Source organism: Sporomusaceae bacterium ACPt (assembly GCA_041428575.1).
GTDB classification, from domain to species: Bacteria; Bacillota; Negativicutes; order Sporomusales; family Sporomusaceae; genus Sporomusa_D; species Sporomusa_D carbonis.
Genome location: CP155570.1, coordinates 1361446 through 1388306, shown reverse-complemented (window position 1 = coordinate 1388306; position 26861 = coordinate 1361446). Strand labels below are relative to the sequence as shown.

Sequence of the window (26861 nt, the reverse complement as noted above, 5' to 3'; positions counted from 1 at the left end):
CTCTTATTAACGTAAGTATGCCAAATAGATATAAATATTACTAATTAGTATTGACACAATCATAAGTGGAAAAGCAATTTTGAAGTAATATTTAAACGATATGGGCCGGCCATGAGCAGCAGCTATACTTGATACAACAACGTTGGCAGAAGCTCCGATGATAGTACCGTTGCCGCCAAGGCATGCTCCCAGGGATAGCGTCCACCATAATGAAGTTACATCCATATGACCGAGTTCAGCCATTGATTTAATAAGAGGTATCATTGTAGCAACAAACGGAATATTATCAATAAACGCCGATGCAAAAGCCGAAAGCCATAAAACCAAAAAGTTCATTAGAACCATGTTACCTCTCGTAACATCAAGTGCCCACTGGGCTATCATTTTAATTACTCCGGTTACTTCCAACCCGCCAACTAAAATGAATAATCCAATAAAAAAGAAGATGGTATTCCATTCAACTTCATGAAAAATCTCTTCAGGCTCAATTCCGCTAATTAGTAGCAGCAACGCCGCTCCTCCCATTGCAACCGTTGCAGATTCATAATGGAAGGCCTGGTGTAACACAAAGCCAATAATTACTGCAGCCAATACCGCTAGAGATTTGCGTAGCAGAATCTGATTGGTAATAAACGCCTGCTCATCTAAACTCATGATTTTATTTTGGGTTTCTTTTGTCACAACCAAATCTTTCTTGTATATAAGATAGAATAACCAAGAGGTAACAATCCCAACTCCCACAACCGGAATTGTCAGATTAATAATAAAGTCATTAAATCCTAGCCCAGTAGCGCCGCCAATCATAATATTGGGAGGATCGCCGATTAAAGTGCCTGTTCCACCGATATTGGACGCAATGATTTCCGAAACCAGAAACGGTATGGGGCTTATCCCCAAAACATCAGTAATAGCGAAAGTAATACTTGTTAACAACAAAACCGTTGTAACATTATCCAGAAAAGCCGACGCAATAGCAGTCAACCAAAAGAATACTATCATAATTTTTACGGGATTGCCTTTGACCTTTTTGGCAGCTTTAATCGCCAAATATTGAAATAACCCCGTCTGTCGGGTTATAGCAACAATGACCATCATTCCAATCAGCAAACCTAACGTATTGAAGTCAATTTTAGAAATTGCTTCTTCTTGAGGCATTATGTTGAATAATATTACAACTATCGCACCTAATAAAGCTATCTTTGTACGGTGAATTTTTTCCGATACAATAATAGCATATACAATAACAAAAATTCCAATTGCAAGTCCTGCGTTTTCTGCTAACATTAAGCGTTCCTCCCATATGTCCTTGGTATCCTACCAATCACCAATTTCTCTGAGACCGCCAAAATTCCGGCCGGACAAATACCAATAAGGTAAATAATTCCAACCGTCCCAGCAACATAGATAACATGAGTATGAGTTTCGCAAACGTTGAAACCTCAGCGTAAATTGTGGTAGGTCCCACCGGCCCAAACCCCGGTCCAACGTTGCCAAGTGTTGCGGCCGCCGCACCCATAGCATCGAAAGGCTCGAAGCCATTTAAAGTCAGTAGTAGAACAGTTGTTGTAAAAATGAACATAATAAAAAGAAAAACTGCATAACTAACTGCATTGAGTACAGTAGGTTCAATTGCCTCTCCACCCACACTCATACTTACTACAATTTCGGGGTGCAAAGCACGCTTTAGCTCAGCCTTGTTTGGTCAATACTTGAAACAGAACTACCCGAAATGAATCACCAACCTCCTCTCCTGTTGCCTATAAATTTGCAGCAAAAATATAGTAGTTACTAATATTATCAGGATATAAATTTTAATTCTATATCTCTAATAATTTTCCTGCTCATTTTTGCCAGGCATGAAAATAAATTGAAAAAATTCTCCCAGCTACTACCATAAACACTATAATTAAGTTCTATCATAAGACTATAAAGAATAGACTACAATGATGGAGTGTCAGAAGCAATAAATGCCGCGTAAATTAAACGCCATGCACCCACGAATATGTGCAACCCCAATCCTAAATGCATGTGCAAACATACCTGCTTTCACATCGATGCGTTCTTCCGATAAACGCTGTGCCAAACTATAGCCGACTTTTTCTACGCCAACAATAATGACACGATCAAATCTCCTCCGAGTCGCTATTAAACAAAAAACTACATAATGCTACTATTTTATCACTTTAGATAGTAAAAAAGAAAGTTATTTTAACGTGTATAATATATACAGGTGCCTGTAATAGCAAGCACCTGCCAGTGGCTGTATTCCTCCCAAATAGTAATAATATAAACAACTTTTCCCTAAAGATACCTGATAATACGTGACTATTTATGGATGTGCCTTGACCGGTTCATTTAAGGCTTCAATTGGGTCCACAGGTGACATATGCACAGAGGTGAAATCCAACTTTAAAAAGGCACTAACTAATGAAATCCAATAAAGATTTTTTTCTGGGCGTGTTGTTAGTAACGCTCCACCGCTGGCGCTTGACTTACGCTTATACTAACAACACGCCTGTACATCTTTATTGGATACTATATAGATCAATTCTAAGCTATTAAAGCATTTCATTTGCCGGGCAATTTTAATTGCAATTTCATTTACCCCCAAAGCATGCCGGGCAGTAAAATCCTGTTGCTCTTAATTTGTTTAACCAGGCTACAAACAACTGTTTCAATTCGCTCCAACTCATTTACAAATTTGGTCATAAAAATTTTGTCCCCTTTCTAATACAAATCAGAGCGCTAATATGTTCGAGTATCATAGATGATTAAATAATGCAATATTGATTCTACTGCGGAAACCCAAATTTAGGCCAATTTATAGTTTTGAAGAGGACAAAACAGGGCTATTGCAACTAATCTGTCCTTTTTCTACAGTACAAAATATAACGTCAAAGTACTTTTCGCAGCATACTCACTATTTCAAAAAAAACAAAAAGGCCTGAAATAGTTCAGGTCCCTAAGGTTGATGTCGCACCATATCAAACGCAAATTGTCATATAACAGGTTAGCGGTGACTAGCAATGCGTCCGTAGTTTTTTACCACTTCACCAATCATAAATGGGTATGGATGCGGTTTTGTATTTTTGTTATCCGTGTGCCACACCACAAGTCTTGCGGTCGGAAGTATTCCGACTAAACCTTTTACACCATTGCTTAATAACACAACATGCCCGGGATGAACAGTCTTGCGGTCCATGTCGTTGCTCCTCCATCAGTATACTACGTTATTATGATTATATTATACTGTATACAAAATACCAGGTTAAGCACATAGTCAAATTTCTCAATTTACACGTTACTCGTGACTTGTACGTGCCATAGAGGTAAAATCTACAACCTGCTTTTGCAGATATCTACATTCTTCAAGAGCAAGTTGTAGTTGAATAATGCACCTCCGTAGATAGAAACCAATCGCAAATTATAGGGGGACAGGATTTCCCTGTCCCCCTATAATTTATACTGTTATAACAATTTTATTACTTACCGGGGAAAAAAGGCCACACCATCGGTATTACAACGGGCATCAAGGCAGCAGTGATCCCTGTGTTCGAGGAAACGGCGGAAATAATGGCAGCTATCATCATGGTCCCAAACATAAGGCCGTTCTCACTGGTACCGGCAAACCGTACAACTAATTTTCGAGGAAAATATACGCAGATTTCCCAATCTGCGTATATTTTATACCTATTATCAGTTCTCTTATCAGTTATTCATTAAACAGTTTGCAACATACTTATTTAGGGAAGAACGGCCAAACCATCGGAATAACAATCAAAGACACAATAAGACAAACTACTACAAGACCAGTACCGGCTTTAACATAGTCCATGAATTTGTAGCCACCAGGTCCGAGTACAAGTGTATTAGGAGGAGTTCCTACAGGAGTTGCAAATGCACAAGATGCGGCAACAGCAATCGCCATGAGAACTGCGTGCGGGCTAGCGCCGATACCCTTTGCAATAGATATGCCAATAGGAGCCAACAGCGCAGTTGCAGCGGTGTTAGACATAAACTGAGTTAATCCAGCGGAAAGAGCAAACAATACGCCAGTTACAAACAACGGACTGGGGCTGCCACCTAAGATACCAACCACTTGGTCAGCAATCAGCTTACCGGCGCCGCTCTTTTCCATCGCAGTAGCTATAGGCATCATGCCGGCAAATAGAAAAATTGTTACCCAGTCAATACTCTGATATGCCTGTTTCTCTTTCAGACAACCGGTTAACACGGCAATAATGGCGCCTGTAATAGCAGCAACTTCAAGCGGCATTGCTTTAATATCAAGAGCCATAATAACAACAACGGCGATTAATATTAGGCCAGATATCCACATTTTCGATGTATTCTTAGTAGTAGCCTCTATCTCCTGCTCGATTTCTTGCTCAGCCGATAGTTCCGCTTTAGGTAAGAGATGCTTGCCAACAAAAATCATATAAATGATGCCGGCAATAGTTAACGGAATACCAATCCAGGCAAATTCGAAAAAGCCAAATGGTTTAAGTCCGGCAGCTTTAAGAGCACCGGCAGCAATGATATTGGGCGGTGTACCTACCAGGGTAATGATACCACCTAACCCTGCTGAAAAAGCTAGAGGCATTAATTGACGCGAGGCCGGAATACGGGCGGCGGCGCAAATACCAAGAATAACGGGCATAAGCGCAGCAGTTGTACCCGTATTAGAAGTAACGGAAGATAAAGCGGCGGCAACAAACATCACAGCGAACATGAGCCCATTTTCGTTTTTACCGGCAAACTTCACAACAGTTTCTCCCAATGTTTGAGCCAAACCGGTGTGAAACATCGAGGCACCAATAACAAACATGCCGGCAAACAATACGACTGTTGAATTAGACAGACCGGAAAAAACAGTGTTAATTGGGATAATACCAAGAATACCCAGAGCAATTGCTCCTCCCATTGCTGTAATAGCCAAAGGAACAGCTTCAGTTACGAAAAGTAGTGCAACAATTCCTAGGACTATTAGAGTTACCACCGCAGGTGTCACGACAACTCCTCCTTATATTACGGCTAATGTAAAGATGATAATTGTTACATATTTCATCAAAGATCCGGTTATTTGCAATCATATGGCTCTTATTGATACGCAAGAATACCCTGCGTATCAATAAGAAGCACCAATCTGCCTTTATTTCAGCATGGCCAGCATGGTACCCGCAGCGACTGCCGTACCAATTACCCCTGCTACGTTAGGACCCATGGCATGCATGAGCAGGAAGTTAGCCGGATTTGCTTTTTGTCCGACCACTTGACTAACGCGGGCAGCCATCGGCACAGCGGATACGCCGGCTGAACCGATAAGCGGATTAACCTTGCCACCTGTAAAGTAATACATTAATTTGCCAAAGAGCACGCCACCAACAGTACCACCAGCAAAAGCAACCAACCCTAAACAAATAATGAGAATAGTCTGATAGGTTAAAAAACTTTCGGCTTTCATAGTAAGACCGGTACCGGTAGCCAGCAAGATGGTGACAATATTGATAAGAGCGTTTTGAGCTGTGTCAGAAAGACGATCGGTTACGCCAGATTCACGGAAGAGGTTACCAAGCATCAGCATGCCCATGAGAGAAGCAATAGGTGGTAACAGCAGACTAATGATGATAGTCGTAACTACCGGGAACGCCAGTTTCTCAAATTTAGAAACCGGACGCAATTGATCCATTACTGTTTCACGCTCTTTTTGGGTAGTAAGAGCCTTCATAATCGGAGGTTGAATCAGCGGCACCAGCGACATGTATGAGTATGCCGCCACCGCAATAGCACCAAGCAAATGCGGTGCCAGTTTTATTGTAAGATAGATGGCTGTCGGGCCGTCAGCACCACCAATGATACCAATGGCAGCGGCTTCTTTTACATTAAATCCCAAAGCCATGGCACCCATTAATGATACAAACACGCCTACCTGAGCAGCAGCACCTAAAAGAAGAGTAGAAGGGTTAGCAATCAACGGACCAAAATCAGTCATAGCGCCAACACCGAGGAAGATTAGCGGCGGGAAAACCTCGTTTTTTATACCATAACCAATGACTTGCATCAAGCCAGGATCTTCTTCGAAACCGGTTTTAGGAAAATTAGCTAGGATACATCCAAAAGCAATCGGGGCCAGAAGCAACGGTTCAAAGCCTTTGGCAAACGCCAAGTAAAGCAGGATAATGCCAACGGCAATCATAATAGCATTACCGGCGCTAAACGCAGCAAATCCGCTATCTGCCCATACGGCTTGAAGCGCAACAACAAATGCGTCCATTATTTTTCTCCTTCCTCAATAAATGAGTTAATTAGTATAAATATACTTTATCTAGTTCTACTTGGAAGCTATTAGCCGAGAATTACCATCACATCGCCGGTAGCAACTGTCTGACCTGCTGATACGCGGATTTCACTGACTTTTCCATCTGCAGGAGCCATGATCTCATTTTGCATTTTCATGGCTTCAAGAATGAGGAGCACGTCACCGCGTTTAACCGAATCACCGGCTTTAACGTTTACTGCCAGGATTTTGCCAGGCATGGGAGCACTTACAGTTTGAGCGCCGGCAGGTACGGGAGCTGCCGCGGGCTTAGGTGATGGTGCCGGAGCAGCTTTAGGAGCAGGAGCCGCTGCCGGGGCAGCTACAGGAGCAGCCTTGGGAGCCGATGGGGCACCGCCAATTTCTTCTACTTCAACCTCATAGGTTTGACCATTTACAGTGATGTTAAACTTTTTCACAGTCACACTTCCTCCTTATTCGAATACACTAAATTCCATTACGCTAAAACATTTGGTTTCTGGCATTTACAGCTTCCAGGCGGGCGGCTTGAGCCCAGGCTTTGCCTCCAACCGGACGGATAGAGACAATTTGCGATGCACTGAAACCATAAGCGGCAATTGCAGCGGCAATAACCGCAATGACTTCATTTTCGTCTTGGTAAGAAGCAGCAATTTCAAGTTCTGCGGGAGCAGTGGCTACCGGTGCCGCCACAGCAGGCGATTCAGTTTTGGCTACATTTTTTTTTTGCGTCGGATCAATAACACGAATTAATCGTACTATCAAACTCAGACCATAAAGAACTGCAAAAACCACAGTCATGTTAATCAAGGAAATCAGAATCGGATTTGTAGTAACCGGTTGATCCATTTGTTTTTCACCTCATTTCTAGCTACCACGTGTTATTATTTGGCTTATAACGGGATATTGCCATGACGCTTGGCTGGACGACCTTCGCGCTTGGTCATTAACATATTCAAAGCATTAATGAGCACCGGACGAGTCTCCTTCGGTTCAATAACCATATCCACGAAGCCACGAACGGCGGCTTGATACGGGTTGGCAAAATTCTCCACATATTCAGCGGTTTTTTGCTGAATGTCCGGGTCCCCTTTGAAAATGATATTAGCAGCGCCGGCAGGACCCATAACAGCGATCTCAGCCGTCGGCCAAGCAATAACTTGGTCAGCACCCAGGTCACGGGAACACATGGCAAGATAGGATCCCCCATAAGCTTTACGGGTAACCAGAGTAATCTTTGGTACAGTAGCTTCAGAGTAAGCGTATAACATCTTGGCACCATGGCGGATAATGCCGCCATATTCCTGGTTGGTGCCAGGCAGGAAGCCCGGAACGTCAACAATGTTAAGAAGCGGGATATTAAAAGCATCACAGAAGCGAATGAATCTGGACGACTTGTCAGAGGCATTAATATCGAGACAACCTGCCATGACTTTCGGTTGGTTGGCGATTATACCAACAGTCTGACCGTCTAAACGGGCAAAGCAGGTAATGATATTGGTAGCAAAAAACGGCTGTACATCATAGTATTCCCCGTTATCAACAATTTTTGCGATAACTTCATACATGTCATAAGGCTGATTAGAATTGTCTGGCATAAAGCTGTTGAGCGACTCATCAATCCGTAGAGGGTCATCACCGGTTTCGACAACAGGCGCCGATTCCATATTATTGCTTGGAATGTAGCTAATTAATTTACGAATTTGGGCCAGGCAATCCTCGTCATTTTCGGCAGCAAACTGAGCTACCCCTGATACGCTATTATGAGTCATGGCACCACCCAGTTGCTCAGAAGTAACTTCCTCACCGGTTACAGTCTTAATAACCTGTGGTCCGGTTATAAACATTTGGCTGGTGTTTTTAACCATATAAATAAAATCGGTAAGTGCAGGCGAGTACACGGCGCCACCGGCGCATGGGCCCATGATAGCTGAAATCTGGGGAATTACACCCGAAGCTATAGTGTTATTGAAAAATATTTTGCCGTAACCGCTTAAAGCGTCAACAGCTTCTTGAATACGTGCCCCGCCAGAATCGTTTAGACCAATCAAAGGGGCTCCCATTTTCAAGGCGAGCTGTTGCACTTTGACTATTTTGGCAGCGTGCATTTCGCCCAGCGATCCGCCTTCAACAGTGAAGTCTTGTGCGAATACATAGACTAAGCGGCCATCAATTGTACCATAACCTGTTACTACGCCTTCGCCTGGACACTCTTTCTTCTCCATGCCAAAGTTGGTGCAACGGTGGGTCACAAAACGATCAAGTTCGACAAAAGTACCTTGGTCAAGCAGCTTCTCGACACGCTCACGAGCAGTCAATTTACCTGAAGCGTGCTGCTTTTCGATCCTTTTAGGACCGCCACCAGCCATCACTTTTTCAGAGCGCTTACGCAAGTCTTCAATTCTTTTCTGAGTCGACAACTGTGTACACCTCCACAAATATTAACCGTGGACATTGTCTTACCGACTCTAATCTGGCAATATGTACCTTTAAGACAATCTCCACTGCTTATCGTATATTATTTTCTTTCAGAAAGCTCCAGTAAAATTCCGCCAGTTGCTTTCGGATGAACGAAAGCAATGCTGGCTCCGCCGGCGCCATAGCGCGGCGATTCGTCGATCAGGCGAACCCCCTGTTCCTTAAGGTCAGCCAGCGCCGCTTCAATGTTATCAACCCGTAAGGCAATATGCTGAATCCCTTCGCCGTTTTTTTCAATGAACTTGGCAACCGGGCCGTCCGGTGAAGTTGACTCTAACAGTTCAACTTCGCTGTCACCGCACGGAATGAAACATACTTTAACTTTTTGCTGTTCAACAACTTCTTCACCCATAGCAGTCATACCAAGTACATCAGTGTAAAACTTCTTGGCTTGTTCCAAATCCTTAACTGCGATACCAATATGGTCAACTCTGAGAACTTTAAATTTGCGAGCATTTACGGACATGCCAATTCCTCCTGTCAAATTTTAGATTGATTAATCCAATCTATATATATGATACCATATTTTAATATCAGGTACTATATTTTCTCATCTGATCTGTATTTTTTCACTAACGCAATACTTGGTGTAAAAGGTCAGTAACAACAGTATACGGGTCTTGTTCCCGTCTTTCAATTGACACTACTAAAGAGTCAAAATTTCCACCAGTTGTAATATGTTTGAGCACATACCGGCCAATTTGTTCATCAAGAAGCGCAAGTAATTCGTTTTTAGTGCGTTCAGTACGACGTACAGCCAATTGTCCGGACTGTTTCAAGTGTTGAAAATGTTCATCGATAGCAGCAATAAGTTCAGAGATGCCATCACCTTTGCTGGCCACCGTCCGTTTTACCAGCGGCCGCCAGTCAACCTGACTCTGATTTAAATCAAGCATCATCTCTATTTCGGTGTTAAGGCGGTCGACGCCATCCCTGTCAGCTTTGTTGATGGCAAATATGTCGGCAATTTCTAAAATACCCGCTTTAATAGCCTGAATGTCATCGCCAAGGCCAGGAACCAGTACCACCATGGTGGTGTCAGCAGCTTTGACCACATCCACTTCAGACTGGCCAACCCCCACTGTCTCAATGAAGATAACGTCTTTGCCGGCAGCATCCAGTATTTTAACGGCGTCAGCCGTTTTACGCGATAAGCCGCCTAAGCTTCCCCTTGTACCCATACTCCGGATGAAAACACCTTCATCAAGCGTAAGTTCATTCATCCGGATACGGTCGCCTAAAATAGCCCCACCGGAAAAAGGGCTGGTCGGGTCAACGGCAATAATCCCGATGGTCTTTCCCTGACGGCGGTATTCTTTAGCCAGCTTATCGGTAAGTGTGCTTTTACCGGCGCCGGGAGGTCCGGTAATACCGATAACGTGCGCTTTACCGGTGTGGGGATAGAGTTTTTGCATGATCTCGACGGCTTCGTCATATTCGTTTTCCACAGCGGTGATGGCGCGGGCCAAGGCCCGTTTGGACCCTGCCAGCACCTCTTCAACAATATTCATCAATATCACCTGCACAGTTACGCAATTAACGTAAAGCTGCAAAATATTATTTAAAAATATTATTTTACGTTGGTTTTGATAAATTCAATAATGCTGCTGGTCGGGGTGCCAGGAGTAAATACTTCGGCAACACCGGCGGCTTTGAGGCCAGGAATGTCAGCATCAGGAATAACACCGCCGCCGATAATCAGCACATCATTTAAGCCTTTTTGCTTACACAAGTCAACAACACGGGGGAAGAGGTGGTTATGAGCGCCGGATAACAGGCTCATAGCCACTACATTTACGTCTTCTTGCAGAGCTGCTTCAACAATTTGCTCCGGAGTCTGCCGGAGACCGGTATAAATTACTTCAAAACCGGCGTCACGGAGAGCGCGGGCTACGACTTTGGCGCCGCGGTCATGACCGTCCAGGCCAGGCTTTGCTACCAATACTCTAATACGTTTTTCCATCGTTGTCCCTCCTACTTAAGCTTATAAGCTTACATGTGCTTCGTATTCACCGAATACTTTACGCATTACGCCACAAATTTCTCCAAGAGTTGCATAGGCCTTAACGGCATCAAGAATAAGCGGCATAAGATTGACGCTCTCATCTTTACAACCGGCTTCAAGCGCAGCAAGTTTATCTTTAACAGCTGCGTTATCGCGGCGGGCACGCAGTTCAGCCAGCTTTTTCTTTTGCAGTTCGCCGACAGACGCGTCGACGCGCAGCAGACCTTCGACCGGTTTTTCTTCAATTTGAAACTGGTTGACACCAACAATAATGCGTTGTTTGTTTTCCACTTCCATCTGCCATTTGTAGGCGCTTTCTTGAATTTCGCGCTGAATATAGCCTTTTTCGATGGCCACAACAGCACCGCCCATGTCGTCAATTTTCTTGATGTATTCCCAAGCTTCTTTTTCGATTTGATTGGTAAGGGCTTCAATATAGTAGGAACCGGCCAGCGGGTCAACAACATCAGCCAAACCGCTTTCGTAAGCCACGATTTGCTGGGTGCGGAGCGCGATACGTACCGAATCTTCGGTTGGCAGCGCCAACGCCTCGTCTTTGGAGTTGGTGTGGAGTGACTGGGTACCGCCAAGTACTGCCGCCGCCGTCTGGAGAGCAACGCGAATAATATTGTTGTCAGGCTGCTGGGCGGTAAGCATGGAACCGGCAGTCTGAGTATGTACGCGCAGCATCCAGGACTTGGGGTTGGTAGCACCAAAACGCTCTTTCATCACTTTAGCCCATATGCGGCGGGAAGCACGGAACTTGGCAACTTCTTCAAGCACATTATTATGGGCGTTCCAGAAGAAGGACAAACGTCCCGCAAAATCGTCGACGTTAAGGCCGGCTTTAATTGCAGCATCTACATAAGCAATACCGTCGGCGATGGTAAAGGCGATCTCCTGAGTAGCGGTCGAGCCGGCTTCACGGATATGGTAGCCGGAGATCGAAATAGTATTCCAGTTAGGAACATTTTTCGAGCAATATTCGAAGATATTAGTAATAAGCCGCATGGAAGGCTTAGGCGGGAATATATAAGTACCACGCGCAGCATATTCTTTAAGAATATCATTTTGGATGGTGCCGTTAAGCTTGTCAGGGCTTACGCCTTGCTTCTCGGCAACCGCAATGTACATGGCCAAAAGTACGGAAGCCGGAGCATTGATGGTCATGGAAGTTGATACTTTTCCCAGGTCAATGCCGTCAAACAGGATTTCCATATCAGCTAAAGAATCGATTGCCACGCCTACTTTACCTACTTCGCCCTCAGAAATGGGATCATCTGAATCATAACCGATCTGGGTCGGCAAGTCGAAAGCGCAGGACAAACCTGTGCCACCCGACTCTAGCAGGTAGCGGTAACGCTTATTGGACTCTTCAGCAGTTGAAAAACCGGCATACATACGCATAGTCCAGAAACGGCCACGGTACATAGTCGGCTGCACACCGCGAGTGAACGGATATTGTCCCGGAAAACCAATATCTCTTTCATAATCAGTACCCTCAATATCAAGCGGGGTGTAGAGCCTGTTGTGAGGGAGATTTTTGCGTTCTGGGAATTTTGCTAATGCCTTTTCCACCTTGCCGGTGTACTCAGCCATTTTTTGTTTTAAGCTATCCATGTTAGCTGTGCACATTTTTCTAAATCCTCCTTCGAAGTATGCTTCACATAAACTTTAGAAACTGTTTAGGAAAACCAGCATCTACTTTATTTTCATACTGCCTGTTTCCAGGAAGCGAGTATGCCAGGATAGAGCTTCATTGATGAGATGCGGAGTGTGAGCAAAGCCTGTAGCTTTTTCAGCACGTTCAAGATAGTCCATGAGCATAGGCTGATAATCAGGGTGGGCACAATTATTAATGATGACCCGGGCCCGCTCTTTAGGGCTCAGACCACGGATATCAGCTACGCCCCGTTCAGTGATAAAGACGTCAACATCATGTTCAGTATGGTCAAAATGTGAGCACATCGGCACGATTGATGAAATATCACCTTTCTTAGCGATTGAGTTAGAGAAGAAGAAGGTTAGGTAGGCGTTGCGGGCAAAGTCACCTGAGCCACCAATTCCGTTCATCATTTTGGTACCTATTATATGAGTGGAATTAACATGTCCAAATATATCAAATTCAATTGCGGTGTTCATGGCAATTACCCCGATCCGGCGGGCAATTTCCGGACTATTGGCGATTTCCTGCGGCCGAAGCAGAATTTTTTTGCGGTATTCACCGATATTGGCATAGAGCCGCTTTAAACCATCGGGCGACGGAGTAAGTGAAGTACCTGAAGCAAAGGTCAATTTCCCGGCATCGATAAGGTCAAACATACCATCTTGGATAACCTCGGTATATACAGTAAGATCCTCAAAATCTGAGTTGGCCAAGCCGGCTACAACAGCATTAGCGACTGAACCTACACCTGATTGCAGCGGCAACAAGTTTTTCGGCATACGGCCGGCTTTAATTTCGTTTTTAAAGAAATCAATAAGGTGGCCGGTCATAGCCCTAGCGTCGTCATCAATTGCCGCCAACGGACGAACGTCGTCTTTGATGTCGCAAGGAACTATGTAAGCTATTTTATCAGGGCCGCAAGGGATATATGGTGTACCAATACGGTCATCGGCTTTTACAAGTGGTATCGGTTGACGGTTAGGCGGGTCAAGTGGCACATATACATCATGCATGCCTTCAAGTTCAAGCGGTTGGGTAGTGTTTATTTCAACAATAACAAAATCAGCGCTCTGAACAAATGACGCCGAGTTACCAAGCGAAGTAGTTGGCACAATGTGGCCTTCTTCGGTAATAGCACAAGCTTCTACTATAGCTACATCAACTTTTCCGCCTAAAAAGCCATAACGCGACATTTGCGCAACATGACTTAAGTGAAGATCGGTATATTGAATAGCGCCACTGTTAATAGCTTTCCTGATGGCGTCATTGGTTTGATAAGGCAATCTTTTGGCAATACCATTAGCTTCAGCCAAAGCGCCGTCAAGCTCCTTACCTACCGAAGCACCTGTCCATAGGTTTACTTTGAAATTCTCTTGCTTCATTCTCTCTGCCAACGCCAGCGGCACTGCTTTCGGATAACCTGCAGGCGTAAAACCGCTAGTACCAATATTCATTCCGGGTTTAATACTGGCAGCAGCTTGCTCTGCGCTCACAATTTTTGCATGCAGAGACTTGTTCCTGACACGGTCTTTAATGTCAATCATTGCGCACACTCTCCCTTTGGAACAATATTTTTCTATATGAAATCCAATAAAGATTTTTTCTAGGCGTGTTGTTAGTAACGCTCCACCGCTGGCGCTTGACTTACGCTTATACTAACAACACGCCTGTAAATCTTTATTGGATACTATATATATTTATCTAGGTATAGTCCTGTTATTGTTTAGAAAAAATACAGAAAATATTCTAACACAGCACAAAAAAGCACCTAAGCTTATTTTGCACTAAACAAAACAAACTTAGGTGCATACTTATTAGTTATCTAGTGCAGGTGAGCAGCAGACCATAAGCAGCGTAGTTTGTAACTATACTTTCAGCGTGGCTGTACTGCCACCACTGTCTGTATATAATAATAAAATTGTTTCATTTTGTTATTATATTAATTCTACGGCCAAATCAAAAATCCTGCTACTTTTTGTCGTATTTTAGAAAAATTTAAGGTTTTTTAATGTTGCCGCGAAATGTAGTATGAAATACTACTAAGACCAACCGATAAATCTTCGCTGATGACATGAACGTTAGGAGGTACGTCTATTTTAATCGGCGCGAAGTTCCAAATACCTTTGATTCCGGCTTCAACTAATCTGTCAGCAATATTTTGGGCATGATCAGCAGGTACAGTTATTATACCAATTTGAATATCACGCGCGCTGATGATTTCGTTCATTGTATCAATATGGAAAATCTCCACTTCATTTATATACCGTCCTATCTTTTCAGGGTCAATGTCGAAAATGGCCCTCAGTTGGAATCCTTGTGGTGAAAAATTAGCATAATTGGCCAGCGCCCAACCTAAGTGACCAACGCCGACAATGGCTATGTTCCAAGTGCGGTTTAAACCCAGAATTTCGCCGATGTTACGCATAAGTTCCCGGACATAGTAGCCTACACCTTTTTTACCAAACTCACCGAAAGCTGATAAGTCCTTGCGAATTTGCTCAGGAGTAACGCCAATCTTTCGCCCCAATTCTTCGGATGAGATTATTTCTATACCTTCTTCCTGGCTGAGTTTAAGGGTACGGTAATAAAGCGGTAGCCTGTCAATTGTTGCTTTTGAGATGACGGCATTTTCTTTGTTTTCTTTCATGAGACAACTCTCCCCGGTAGTAATCAGCGCTCATATAAGCAGCTTATAGTTTTATATTATTTGTAAGTTATTCTCACTCTTACCGTTAAATTCCTGCTTATTTTATCAAAATAATTGTTATAGTTTTTCACATACTTATGAAAAATATGTACAAAAATTGAATTGCCAGACAAAGCTTGGCATGTAAAAAGGGATACCCAATTGACGGGCATCCCTTAACCATTAAATACGCTTTTGCGGATGATAATGGGTATGCAACAGGTGGTGCGATTTTTCTCCCAGCGGTTTGCCCAGCCATGTTTCATACAGTTCGATAACAGCCGGATTATCGTGGCTCTTCCGGATATTTGAGCGCTTGTCACATTCATAAATGGCATCAAGACGTTTTTGCCGGTGTTCGGCTGAGGTGATGATGGGCTGTCCACCGCCGCCTGAGCAACCGCCCGGACATGCCATGATTTCGATGAAATGATAATCGGCTTCGCCGGCGCGGATTTTATCAAGCAATACGCGGGCGTTGGCTAAAGTATGAGCGACGGCAACCTTAGCTGTAAAATCTTCTGTAACCGGAACCTCAGCTTCTTTGATACCGGTCATACCACGAACAGCATGGAACTCGATATTGTCAAGCTCTTTACCGGTTACCAGTTTAACAACTGTCCGGAGGGCAGCTTCCATTACGCCGCCGGTAGCACCGAAGATAACGCCAGCACCTGAGCCAATGCCCAGCGGGGCGTCAAATTCTGCCTCTTCCAGACCGGCAAAGGTTATACCGGCTTCGCGAATCATACGGGCTAGTTCACGGGTAGTCAAGACATAATCAACATCCTGGTAACCGCTGGATTTCATTTCAGGGCGAACAGCTTCCGCCTTCTTTGCGGTACATGGCATGATTGATACTGAAATAATATCCTTGGGATCAATGCCGGCCTTTTCAGCATAGTATGTCTTAGCCAGCGCGCCAAACATTTGTTGCGGCGATTTAGCTGTCGACAGATGATCTAATAGGTCAGGATACTTTAACTCAATGAAGTTGACCCAACCAGGACTGCAGGAAGTAATCATAGGAAGTTTACCGCCATTCTTAAGACGATCGATAAACTCAGAACCTTCTTCCCAAATGGTAAGGTCGGCCGTGAAATCAGTATCAAATACTTTGTCAAAGCCCAATCGTTTTAAAGCAGCAACCATTTTACCGGTAACGATTGAACCATGTGGTAATCCAAGGGCTTCGCCCAAAGCCACCCGCACGGCCGGAGCAGTCTGAACAATAACATGTTTGGACGGATCGCTCAGGGCTTTCCATACTTCCTGGGTGTCATTTTTTTCCACAATAGCCCCGGTAGGACATACTGCAGCACATTGGCCGCAATAGGTACAGGCTACGTCGTTAAGACCTAAGCTAAAGGCCGGAACAACAGTAGTATTAAAGCCCCGATTGGCAAAGCTGTAGACATGTACGCCCTGACGCTCGCTGCAAGCGCGGATACAGCGTCCACATAAGATGCATTTGTTCTGGTCGCGTACCAGCGAGGGGTTATTAGCATCAAGCGGGTAGTCTTTCTTCTCGCCGTCAAATCTGATTTCACGAACGCCGAGATCAGCGGCGATATTTTGCAATTCACAATTTAGGTTACGTTGACAAGACAAGCAATCACTCGGGTGGTTGGCCAGCAAAAGCTCAACGACCATTTTACGGGCTTCGCGTACAGCAGCAGTGTTCGTACGGACAACCATGCCTTCATTTACCGGATAAACACAGGACGCTACCAAGCTACGCGCCCCTTCCACTTCAACCATGCATACCCGGCAAGCCCCTTCCACGCGCAGTTCAGGATGATAGCATAAAGTCGGAATTTTGATTCCGAGCGAAATTGCGGCTTCCAGAACAGTCGATGTCTTCGGCACAGCTACTTTCTGTCCATCGATTGTTATATTAACCATTTCCATCGTCGTGTCACCCTCTCTTCTTCCCATCATTATCTTCCTTAAACAGGATATATCACCAGCATTGGCCAGCAAGTTTAGCCTTTAACGATTGACTTGAACGGACATTTGCCAAAGCAAGCGCCACACTTAATACATTTAACAGCATCGATGACATGCTGGGCTTTAACTTCGCCGCTGATAGCCTCAACCGGGCACACTTTTTTACACAGACCGCAACCTTTGCAGGTTTCCGTGATGCTGTACTGTAACAGGCTTGTGCAGGCGCCAGCCGGGCAGCGTTTGTCGTTGATATGGGCTTCGTATTCGTCGCGAAAATAACGCAAGGTCGACAATACCGGATTGGGTGCAGTCTGCCCGAGACCGCACAATGCGGTGCTTTTAATGTTTTTAGCCATAGATTCCAATAACTCGATGTCACCTTTGCGGCCTTTGCCTTCGGTGATGCGTGTCAATATCTCAAGCATACGTTTGGTGCCTTCACGGCAAGGCGTACATTTACCACAGGATTCAGCTTGGGTGAAGTTGAGGAAGAACCTCGCGACATCAACCATACAGGTAGTTTCGTCCATTACTACCAGGCCACCTGAGCCCATCATGGCCCCAGCCTGGATAAGGGAGTCATAATCTACCGGCAAATCAAGCAGGTTCTCTGGCAGACAACCACCGGACGGACCGCCGATTTGCACTGCCTTGAACTTTTTGCCGCCAGGGATACCACCACCGATTTCATAGATAATTTCGCGCATGGTAATACCCATAGGAACTTCTGCCAAACCGGTATTGTTGATGCGACCGGTAAGAGCAAACACTTTTGTACCTTTGCTACGCTCGGTACCGATAGATGCATACCAGTCAGCACCCTTAATGATAATCTGCGGCACGTTAGCAAAAGTTTCAACATTATTGATATTGGTAGGCTTGCCCCAAAGACCGGAAATCGCCGGGAACGGCGGCCGCGGCCGGGGCATGCCGCGTTTGCCTTCGATAGATGCTAAGAGCGCAGTTTCTTCACCGCATACAAACGCGCCGGCGCCTTCTTTAATTTTTAATTTGAAATTGAAGCCTGAGCCTAAAATATTTTCACCCAGCAAACCCATTTCTTCGGCTTGTTTAATAGCAATTTTTAGCCGTTTGATAGCCAGCGGATACTCGGCACGGACATAAATGTAACCTTCATCGGCCCCAATGGCATAACCACAAATAGCCATGCCTTCAATTACGCGATGCGGGTCGCCCTCAAGCACGCTACGGTCCATGAAGGCACCGGGGTCGCCTTCGTCAGCATTACACACGACATATTTCTTTTCACCTTTGGCGTTACGAGTAAATTCCCATTTCATACCGGTCGGGAAGCCACCGCCCCCACGTCCTCTTAGACCGGCTTTTTTCACTTCGGCAACAACATCTTCCGGCTTCATTTCAGTCAATACTTTACCAAGGGCTTCATAGCCGCCTTCAGCTATATATTCATTGATATCTTCAGGATTGATATGTCCGCAGTTCGCCAGCACCATCCGCATTTGCTTTTTATAGAAAGTGATATCGCTATAACTGGGAATTTTCTCATGGGTAATAGGTTCTTTATACAATAGCCGCTCAACAATACGGCCTTTATAAAGGTGAGTTTCAACAAGTTCTGGCACGTCAGTTTCCTGTACACGAACATAGAAAGTTCCTTCAGGATAAATAATTACCAACGGGCCCATTTCACAGAAGCCATGGCAGCCTGTTTCTATAATTTTTACTTCCTTATCCAAACCTTTTTTCGCCAGTTCATCCCTAAATGCGGCTTCAACTTTTTTCGATCCTGAAGACACACAGCCGGTGCCGGCGCAAATGAGTATATGCGCTCTGATATGTTCCATACTATCCCCTCCTGTTACTATACCAAATTTATAATTATTCAGTAATTTTGCCAACTGCAAGCTCGGCAACAACACGTCCGTTAACTACATGCTCGGCAATTATTTTGGGGACATCTGCCGGTGTGACCTTGCCGTACGTGATCCGTGGTTCACCAGGGCGAACGATATCGACAAGCACTTCTTTTTCGCACATTCCGATACACCCGGTCTGGCTTACTTTAACATTTTGAAGGTTGCGCTTGGCAATTTCCTCTAAAATAGCAGTCATGACTTGACGAGCGCCGGCGGCAATCCCGCAGGTACCCATTCCTACGATGATCTGGGGGCCCCCTTCGTGACGCACACTATTCTGGCTCTTAAGTTGTTCCCGCAGGCGTTTTAAATCTTCTATTGTTTTCATCTTCTAGACACCTCCGTACAAATTGGCTATGTTATCTGACAAGTACTCATGCAGCCAGATTAATATATCTGGATGCGTTAAAGGAATACCATCCAAAATATTGGCTAACTCTTGAGAGGAAATCCAAAGACTCCTGTCATTTACAATATGATGATATAAAAAATTCAATGTTGGGTTAGTAACAAGTATGGTCTTAATTGTCTCTACAAGGTTACCCATTGGTGGTCGGTCAAGATGGCTATGGCGATACTTAGCCTCAACCACTGTGCCCTGCCCGGGCTTGGACTCAACTTTCAAATATCCACCACAGCGTTGGCTAGACATATCCATAAGCGGTAAGCCTAACCCTATACGCCTGGTAGTCCGGGTCGTGATAAAGGGATCAATGACTAATTGACGCAGTTTTTCATCCATACCCCTGCCGTTGTCAGAAACCCGAATAAGCAAAACATCTGTGGCAAAATCTTCGATAATTTCCAGTTTGACTAAAGTTGCTCCGGCTTCGATTGAGTTCTGCACCAGGTCAAGAATATGAAGCGACATCTCACGCATAGGAATTTAAATTAGGCGTATTTAGCCAATATCTCGGGAATTATTTCAGGAGTCAGACGGCCATGAGTATCGTCATTGACCATAAGTACCGGAGCCAAGCCGCAAGCGCCAATACAGGCCACTGTTTCCAAAGTAAATTTAAGATCAGAAGTAGTACCGCCAGCTTTTATTTTCAGATTATCTTCCAACGCTGTAAGGATGGCTTTGGCGCCGCGTACATGACACGCAGTGCCTTGGCAAACACGGATAATATTTTTGCCACGAGGATTAAGATGAAATTGGGCGTAAAATGTTACCACGCCGTATATTTGGCTGACTGGAATGGCCATTTTTTCAGCAATACACTGGATAACTTCTCTCGGCAGGTAGCCATATACATGTTGTGCTTCCTGCAGTACGGGGATAAGAGCGCCTTTAACTCCCTGGTATTTTGCAAGCACTGTTTCCAGTTGGTCTAGAGCCAGCTTGCCCGCTTCACCGCCGCCACAGCAGCAGCATTTAGTTTCCTTGTCGCTGTTCATGTTAACTCCTCCTTATGAAAAAATCACAATTCTCTTGTTAAACCAATATCTGTAAAAACAGTGGCTCAAACCACCACCTTTCTTGATTTTTGCGCCGATAACGCCTGCCGGACTTCCTCTAATGTCGGTTGTTCAAGATTAAAAACAGTTCTGGGTCCAGAAATAAAATCGTCAATTGTATGGGCGTCTGAGGACGTAATTACAGGCAGACAACCAATAGCAGGAAAATACGCAGGCGCGTCCTGTACCCGCATATGCCTTGATACTTCTACTGCCGCCAACTCAACATCAGGTGGGATAAATCCAAGTTTGCTAAAAAGACTGTATGACGGCCGGTCAATGTGGCTGGCAATACATATTCCACCTAATTTTCTCACTTGTTCAGAAATTTCAGCAATACCTACAGTAAGCGGCGCAAGTAGCAGTTCAGGCTTTTCGGCAATAAAATTGTCATCAGCGTCAACAATAAATTGAGCGCCAAATTTTGTGACATCATTAAGCTTTTTAAGCCTATGTTCGTCGACAAAATTTGACCATGCTTTCAATTGTCGCATCTTTTCAAATAAAACGATAATATGGACTTCTTCTTTACTTTCAACCTCCATCCCTGGTAATACAGTAACATCGGTACCTTTAGCCGCTTCCAAAGCAGCTACGACATTGTCGCAGGCATTGTGATCAGTAATAGCGATTATATCAATTCCCTGTTTAACTGCTTGGCATACAATGTTATGCGGCGTCATTTCGACTGCAGCACAAGGCGACAGTAACGAGTGGACATGGAGATCGGCTATAAATCGGCGCTTCATGCCCCGGTAATACCCAGACTGTAAAGACGACCAACTACCTCAAATGTCGGCAGGGTTGTGGTAATTAGCACTACTTCTTCACTCGCAGCCCTGCGAACGGCATCTTTATCAGGCTCAACATCTCCGGCTACAATAACGGCAGCCAAACCGGCAAGTGAAGCTACGGCTACAATATTTTGGTGTCCCTGCATAGTTACCCACACGTTGCCGGCGACAGCTCTTCCCATGACGTTACTTAGCAAATCAGATGCATAGCCACCACTCACTTTTTTATCAAGGTGGGCGTGCCCTGTTACCACCCGCAGCGGTAAAGTTTCCACTAATTCCTGAACAGTCATAGGTACTCCTCCTTTAATGTTTTAATAATCATCATTGTGATCTTTGTCAAGCGGCGGGGGAAGCTTGACAGCCAAATCAACCATTGCAAAAGCCAAATCCCTCGTCCGTTTACGAAGAATGAACACGCAGTCAGTCTTATTAGCCAATCCTTGGGCAATATCTTCAGCCAGTGCTTTGCAGTTGGGCGAGCCGCACGAACCACAGTCAAGGCCCGGTAAAGTTTTTAAGGTTTTGTCCATGATTTCAATTTTAGACATAGCTTTCGCAATATCCTCATCAAGCCGTAACGCCGGTATGGGCTCAATAGCCCGCCTGCCAGCACTGCCCAGTTCAAAGTCAGTATAGGTCTCACGCGGCAATCTGCCTGCCGTGGGATCGAGAGATTTTTTCTTCTTTATGCGCTTTTTCATATTAAACTCAATCACATGGCGGTTTTCGGCCGTCAGGGCACCGCCAATACAACCGCCGGCACAGGCGAGGACTTCAATATAATCCACTTCCTTGAGTTTACCAAGAGCAACTTGTTCAAGAACATCAATCACATTCTGAATATCATTTACCGCCAGCATATTTTCAGCATCAATAGCCGAGGTCTCACCGCCGGAAACTGCCCATCCGACTCCTACCCAAGAAGCCTTGCTTTTTACAAGTTGATTGTCCGCCGTAACTACTTTTAATAAATCATTAAAAATTTTATTAATGGCAATCGCGCCGGTAATATTGGATTTTTCAGAGCCGAGCGGCCGTCTTACAGCTGTCATTTTTGCCGGACAAGGCGTTATAAACCATACGCCAATCTTATCTGCTTCAATTCCCAGCGCCTTTGCCGCCTCAGCGCGGGCTATCCGGGCAGCTACTTCCACCGGAGCGTCAAAAGGTACTAAATGGTCAATCAGTTCTGGAAATTTGACCTGAATAAGCCGGACAACAGCCGGACAAGCTGAAGAAATTGCCGGTCGAATGATATCCGGGCGCTTAAGATAATCTCTAATGGCCAGTGTGACAATTTCGGCGCCTTGAGCAACTTCAAAAACGTCGTCAAATCCTAGATTAATCAGCCCTGACAAAATAGCATCCACCGGAATATCGGCACTAAAATGTCCGTACAGCGATGGCGCCGGCAACGCAATATTGTATTGAAAGTTTTTTAGATCGGCTAGGTCATCTGTCAATGCCGCCTTGGCCCGGCAGGGACAGTGGCGTATACATTCACCGCAATCAATGCAACGCAAAGATATTATTTGAGCTTTGCCGCCGCGAATACGAATCGCTTCGGTGGGACAGCGTTTTGTACAGCTTACACATCCTTGGCACCGATCGGTTGTAAGCCTTACCGAGTGAAAATGTTCTTCCACTGTTTTCACCACTCAATCTGTTACATATAATTAGCTGACTGCGCCGTAGCTAATGATAGATGGTCATGCTGAGTCTTGTCCCTACTCCGGCCTCAGTTTTGATATCAAATTTATCTGTACAGCGCACCATGTTAGGCAAACCCATACCGGCACCAAATCCCAACTCCCGGATATGGGCCGGCGCAGTTGAATATCCTTCCTTCATAGCAAGCTCAATATCAGCAATGCCTGGTCCTTCATCTTGCACAGTCAACTCAGTGCGGTCCTGATAAATCGCAGCTTTGACAACGCCGCGGTATGCGTGAATAATTACATTCATTTCAGCTTCATAAGCACTGATAGCAATCCGTCTTATTATCTCATGGCGAATACCGAGTTGTTGCAAAGTACGTTTGATTTTACTCGAAGCTTCACCAGCGCCGTTAAAGTCCGAACCTTCCAGTTCGAACTCTAATATCACTCCTTGTCTTAACGGCAATTGGCTTCCTCCTTTGGCGGACATCCTGCGAGTCCGCTTTTGTATAATAAACCGCAGGCCTCATACATTTGGCATGTCGTTAAAAGCAGAGGCAAGCCCTTCGATTGGGCCAATTCAATAACTTCCGGCCCAGGCCGCTTGCCACGCACAAATAATATACCGACCAGATCACTCACCTCAGCGGTACGAATAACCTGTATATTAGTTAGGCCTGTTAACAGTAGGGTCTGTTCTTTTGTGAATGCCAAGACATCACTCATTAGGTCCGAGCCGCAAGCGCTTTTTATTTCCCGGTCAAGCCACTCTGTTCCGCAGAGTACTTCAGCATTTAGCGCTTTTTGTACTTCGGCCAGTTTCACCAATAATCCCTCCATTACAACATATACTTCTTGTGTGAAATTTCACAAAACCAGACAAACAAACGCGGTAAACGTTTAATTATCTCAATGTTTTTGAATATATTCGCGTTAGTTACTATAAATCCTGCTTATAATTGTGAATAAATTATGATTTTACCAAAAATTGCATAAGATAAATAAGGTAAATAAGATAAAAAAGCCTGAGCACACCACAATAGCATCATTACCGGCGCGTATCAGGCTTAATTGCTTAAATTAACTAAATATATCGACGATTGACCTCCCATACGGCAATAACTACGGCACTTAATAGCCAAAATAACATTGACATTTGGACATTAAACATAATGTAGTCAGTAAACCCGCTTACCGCCAGTCCCATGACAGCGGTCACCACCCCTAACATTAATCCGGCTACCCAACGGTTTTTGGTATGAGTCAGAACATCCATAGCTTTTTTAGTATGCCCGTAAATTATTGCCAGAAAGACAATAAGTCCAGGAATCCCGATTTCAGCAGCAATGTGTAAGTACATATTATGAGCGTGAAAAATCTTAATGGTAGGATCACTCAAGAAAAAGTCATATTCCGGATAAACAAGCCAATAGGCTCCCCAACCGATACCTAAAAACGGCTTGTCTAAAATCATGGCAATGGTGCTTTCCCAAAGCGCTATCCGTAAGGTTGATGAAGTATCAGTTGGATTAACAATTGACATCAGCCGTTCCATGACAGCATCCTGACAAAAGAGCACCAATGCCGGAATAAGTAAAAGAACCCAGAGAATTTTGCGATTATACAAACGTCCGTAAATGGCTGTAACTGCAACAATACTAAGCCAGGCTCCGCGCGAATAGGTAAGGACCAGGCATGTTCCGAGTACTGCAACCAACACAAACAGCAGCAGTTTGTCTTTTATTTTTTCGGTGTGCAGTCCAAGCCCGGCAGCCAATGACATTACCACTACCAAAAAGCCTGCCAGCAGGTTAGGATTTTTCAGAGTGGAAAAAATTCGAATCTTTAGTTCAGGAAATTGTTCGCCGTCTACCCACTGAAAAGCCGAAATATCAACACCGTGAATATATTGATAAAAACCATAAAAGGTTACTAAAACGGCCGAACTCAAAACCGCATATATGAGTCTCTGCAACTGGTTTATAGATGTTAGATTATTAATGACCAAATAGTAGACCAATATGTAGCGACCCATTAGATGATAGTAATTATAAAAACTAAAGTCTTTATCAGGTGACACAGCAATCGATGCTGCTGACAAAATGACAAAGAGCGCAATAATTTCGTCAAATGGTGTGCGTTTTAGCAGCAGTTTTTTTGATACTATCATTTTACATGCCCATAGCGCCGTTCCCAGCCCTAAAAACAGGGTGGACATATCTAATGACAACGGTAAAAAAAAGGCAACCCCCAAAATACAGTACTCTGTTAGAGAAGCAAGCCGGTATTGAATTTGGGTGTTGCACGAATATGTAATATGCACAGCTTCACCTGCGATTAAAGATTTTACTCATTTATATTATAGTTTATTCATATGAAATCCAATAAAGATTTTTTTCTACGCGTGTTGTTAGTAACGCTCCGCCGCCGGCGCTTGACTTACGCTTATACTAACAACACGCCTGTACATCTTTATTGGATACTATATAGATATTACGGTTTCAATGATAGGCTTTCTATAGTGTAAAAATTACTGGCGCTTGAAGTATGCCCCAAGCGCCAGTAATTATTATATACAATTATAGTGCATTTGTCTACTTATAAAGTATAATCTGCCTGGCTTCACCAATCAGGTACAGTGACCCAGCCACACATACCACACCTTCAGGGCCTGCCAATTCCTTGGCCCGGTCAATGCCGCCGGCAATAGATGAAGCTGCTTCAACATGGCGCGCCTGTATTACCCGGGCAATCTCTTCCGGTGTCGCCGCCCGGTAGGACAGTGGTTGAACCGTGACTACGCTATCTGCGGGACGAATAAGTTCATGAATAATTCCGGTTACGTCCTTGTCACGCAAAATTCCTAAGGCAAAGGTTATGGCCTGTCCGGGAAATACCTGATCAAGGTTTTGGCGTAATACCCTGGCACCGTCCGGATTGTGGGCACCGTCAATAATAATCACCGGGTTGCCGGTAACTATTTCAAATCGACCTGGCCAACGAACTATGTCGAGAGCTTTTTTGATGGCCTGAATCGTAATACGGGGATCTTTTGTCCCAAGAAGAAGTGCGGTAGTTACAGCCACTGCACTATTTTCCAATTGATGACATCCAATTAGATTAAGTGAGGTCTCCAACCGGCCAAGCGAGCCGGCGTCGACCGCCACCAACTGCTTTCCATTTTCCAAGCCTTTGAACTCGCTTGAAAACTGTTCGCCCTTAACATAAACCTGCGTATTTTGGGCAGCAGCTGTTTGACGAATGATATCAAGGGCTTCTCCTGTGGCAGCAGTAACGACCGGTACATCCTGTTTAATAATACCGGCTTTGTGGCGGGCAATGTCGGCTATGGTTGAGCCGCAGCGGTCAGTATGCTCAAGCGTGACATTAGTAATGACTGAGATCTCGGGAATAATAACATTGGTTGAATCTAACAGCCCGCCCAGACCGACTTCAATTACTGCATACTCAACACCTGCCGCCGCAAAATAGTAAAATGCGGCAGCAGTAATTACCTCAAATTCAGTCGGCTGTTCAAAACCTTCTGCCAGCATCTGGTCAACAAATTTACTGGTATAATCAATTGCCTGAGCAAATTCCTCCCTAGTTATTTCCTGGCCGTTAACCACCATGCGTTCCGGGTAGTCTACCAGATGTGGCGACGTATACATGCCGGTCTTTACGCCGCTGGCTGTCAGAATGGCTGATAACATGGCGGTTGTCGACCCTTTGCCGTTAGTGCCGGTAACATGAATGGATTTAAAGCGGCGTTCAGGGTGTTGCATGAGGTCAAGCAACCGCTCAATACGGTCCATCCCCAAGTTAATGCCGAATTTACTCAGGTTTTCGAGGTATGCCAATGTTTGTTCATAAGTCATGTGCTGCACCTCCGTTTTTTCTTTGTACGAAAAGCGAGATTGCTTCACATTCATCCGCAATGACGTCAGGAAGGAACGAACTGCACCAA

General features: G+C 44.6%; 25 protein-coding genes and 1 pseudogene. All 26 read right to left on the bottom strand.

All coding sequences use genetic code 11. The features are described from left to right. Positions 1-6: 6 nt before the first annotated feature. The 26 genes and pseudogenes from SCACP_RS06855 to SCACP_RS06730 all read right to left on the bottom strand — a co-directional run bounded on the left by SCACP_RS06855 (position 7) and on the right by SCACP_RS06730 (position 26772). Complete coding sequence (locus SCACP_RS06855; protein ID WP_425060604.1) at positions 7-1284, bottom strand: SLC13 family permease; 1278 nt, start codon at positions 1282-1284, stop codon at positions 7-9. A gap of 37 nt (positions 1285-1321) precedes the next feature. Next, positions 1322-1681 (bottom strand): annotated as a pseudogene (locus SCACP_RS06850) (potassium transporter TrkG); the annotation flags it as partial. A gap of 1329 nt (positions 1682-3010) precedes the next feature. Beyond that, entirely contained in the window at positions 3011-3202 is a 192-nt protein-coding gene (locus tag SCACP_RS06845) for a hypothetical protein (protein WP_425060603.1), read from the bottom strand. A gap of 537 nt (positions 3203-3739) precedes the next feature. Beyond that, positions 3740-5011, bottom strand: a complete 1272-nt coding sequence (locus SCACP_RS06840) for an SLC13 family permease (protein WP_425060602.1) — start codon at positions 5009-5011, stop codon at positions 3740-3742. 141 nt (positions 5012-5152) lie between these two features. Then, a complete protein-coding gene (locus tag SCACP_RS06835; protein WP_425060601.1) occupies positions 5153-6274 on the bottom strand; it encodes a sodium ion-translocating decarboxylase subunit beta in 1122 nt (373 codons plus the stop codon). Positions 6275-6345: 71 nt separating this feature from the next. Beyond that, positions 6346-6735 (bottom strand): biotin/lipoyl-containing protein, encoded by a 390-nt coding sequence (locus SCACP_RS06830; protein WP_425060600.1) that lies wholly within the window; start codon positions 6733-6735, stop codon positions 6346-6348. A 43-nt stretch (positions 6736-6778) separates the two neighbouring features. Further along, positions 6779-7144 carry an OadG family protein gene (locus SCACP_RS06825; RefSeq protein WP_425060599.1) on the bottom strand — a complete coding sequence of 122 codons (366 nt, stop codon included), beginning with the start codon at positions 7142-7144 and terminating at the stop codon, positions 6779-6781. 44 nt (positions 7145-7188) lie between these two features. Continuing rightward, entirely contained in the window at positions 7189-8664 is a 1476-nt protein-coding gene (mmdA, locus tag SCACP_RS06820) for a methylmalonyl-CoA decarboxylase subunit alpha (protein ID WP_425061341.1), read from the bottom strand. Between the two features lie 149 nt (positions 8665-8813). Continuing rightward, positions 8814-9239, bottom strand: a complete 426-nt coding sequence (gene mce / locus SCACP_RS06815) for a methylmalonyl-CoA epimerase (RefSeq protein WP_425060598.1) — start codon at positions 9237-9239, stop codon at positions 8814-8816. 106 nt (positions 9240-9345) lie between these two features. Continuing rightward, positions 9346-10284, bottom strand: a complete 939-nt coding sequence (gene meaB / locus SCACP_RS06810; protein ID WP_425060597.1) for a methylmalonyl Co-A mutase-associated GTPase MeaB — start codon at positions 10282-10284, stop codon at positions 9346-9348. Positions 10285-10343: 59 nt separating this feature from the next. Continuing rightward, positions 10344-10736, bottom strand: a complete 393-nt coding sequence (locus tag SCACP_RS06805; RefSeq protein ID WP_425060010.1) for a cobalamin B12-binding domain-containing protein — start codon at positions 10734-10736, stop codon at positions 10344-10346. Between the two features lie 21 nt (positions 10737-10757). After that, a complete protein-coding gene (locus SCACP_RS06800; protein ID WP_425061340.1) occupies positions 10758-12398 on the bottom strand; it encodes an acyl-CoA mutase large subunit family protein in 1641 nt (546 codons plus the stop codon). 81 nt (positions 12399-12479) lie between these two features. Beyond that, entirely contained in the window at positions 12480-13988 is a 1509-nt protein-coding gene (locus tag SCACP_RS06795; protein ID WP_425060596.1) for an acetyl-CoA hydrolase/transferase family protein, read from the bottom strand. Positions 13989-14449: 461 nt separating this feature from the next. Then, positions 14450-15091, bottom strand: a complete 642-nt coding sequence (locus SCACP_RS06790) for a redox-sensing transcriptional repressor Rex (protein ID WP_425060595.1) — start codon at positions 15089-15091, stop codon at positions 14450-14452. 222 nt (positions 15092-15313) lie between these two features. Beyond that, positions 15314-17041 carry an NADH-dependent [FeFe] hydrogenase, group A6 gene (locus SCACP_RS06785; RefSeq protein ID WP_425061339.1) on the bottom strand — a complete coding sequence of 576 codons (1728 nt, stop codon included), beginning with the start codon at positions 17039-17041 and terminating at the stop codon, positions 15314-15316. A gap of 74 nt (positions 17042-17115) precedes the next feature. Then, on the bottom strand, positions 17116-18906 hold the full coding sequence (nuoF, locus tag SCACP_RS06780) for an NADH-quinone oxidoreductase subunit NuoF (RefSeq protein ID WP_425060594.1): 1791 nt from the start codon (positions 18904-18906) through the stop codon (positions 17116-17118). Between the two features lie 34 nt (positions 18907-18940). Continuing rightward, entirely contained in the window at positions 18941-19306 is a 366-nt protein-coding gene (locus SCACP_RS06775; protein ID WP_425060593.1) for a (2Fe-2S) ferredoxin domain-containing protein, read from the bottom strand. 3 nt (positions 19307-19309) lie between these two features. Further along, a complete protein-coding gene (locus SCACP_RS06770) occupies positions 19310-19858 on the bottom strand; it encodes an ATP-binding protein (RefSeq protein ID WP_425060592.1) in 549 nt (182 codons plus the stop codon). An 11-nt stretch (positions 19859-19869) separates the two neighbouring features. After that, entirely contained in the window at positions 19870-20379 is a 510-nt protein-coding gene (nuoE, locus tag SCACP_RS06765) for an NADH-quinone oxidoreductase subunit NuoE (protein ID WP_425060591.1), read from the bottom strand. A 65-nt stretch (positions 20380-20444) separates the two neighbouring features. Beyond that, entirely contained in the window at positions 20445-21188 is a 744-nt protein-coding gene (locus SCACP_RS06760) for a PHP domain-containing protein (RefSeq protein ID WP_425060590.1), read from the bottom strand. Continuing rightward, complete coding sequence (locus SCACP_RS06755) at positions 21185-21526, bottom strand: DRTGG domain-containing protein (protein WP_425060589.1); 342 nt, start codon at positions 21524-21526, stop codon at positions 21185-21187. The genes SCACP_RS06760 and SCACP_RS06755 overlap by 4 nt, the downstream gene beginning before the upstream one ends. Before the next feature lie 21 nt (positions 21527-21547). Further along, a complete protein-coding gene (locus tag SCACP_RS06750) occupies positions 21548-22891 on the bottom strand; it encodes a [Fe-Fe] hydrogenase large subunit C-terminal domain-containing protein (protein ID WP_425060588.1) in 1344 nt (447 codons plus the stop codon). Positions 22892-22931: 40 nt separating this feature from the next. After that, on the bottom strand, positions 22932-23360 hold the full coding sequence (locus SCACP_RS06745) for an ATP-binding protein (RefSeq protein ID WP_425060587.1): 429 nt from the start codon (positions 23358-23360) through the stop codon (positions 22932-22934). Beyond that, positions 23351-23719 carry a DRTGG domain-containing protein gene (locus tag SCACP_RS06740; RefSeq protein WP_425060586.1) on the bottom strand — a complete coding sequence of 123 codons (369 nt, stop codon included), beginning with the start codon at positions 23717-23719 and terminating at the stop codon, positions 23351-23353. The genes SCACP_RS06745 and SCACP_RS06740 overlap by 10 nt, the downstream gene beginning before the upstream one ends. A gap of 259 nt (positions 23720-23978) precedes the next feature. After that, a complete protein-coding gene (locus SCACP_RS06735; RefSeq protein ID WP_425060585.1) occupies positions 23979-25112 on the bottom strand; it encodes an O-antigen ligase family protein in 1134 nt (377 codons plus the stop codon). Between the two features lie 376 nt (positions 25113-25488). Continuing rightward, a complete protein-coding gene (locus tag SCACP_RS06730) occupies positions 25489-26772 on the bottom strand; it encodes a bifunctional folylpolyglutamate synthase/dihydrofolate synthase (protein ID WP_425060584.1) in 1284 nt (427 codons plus the stop codon). Positions 26773-26861 lie beyond the last annotated feature (89 nt).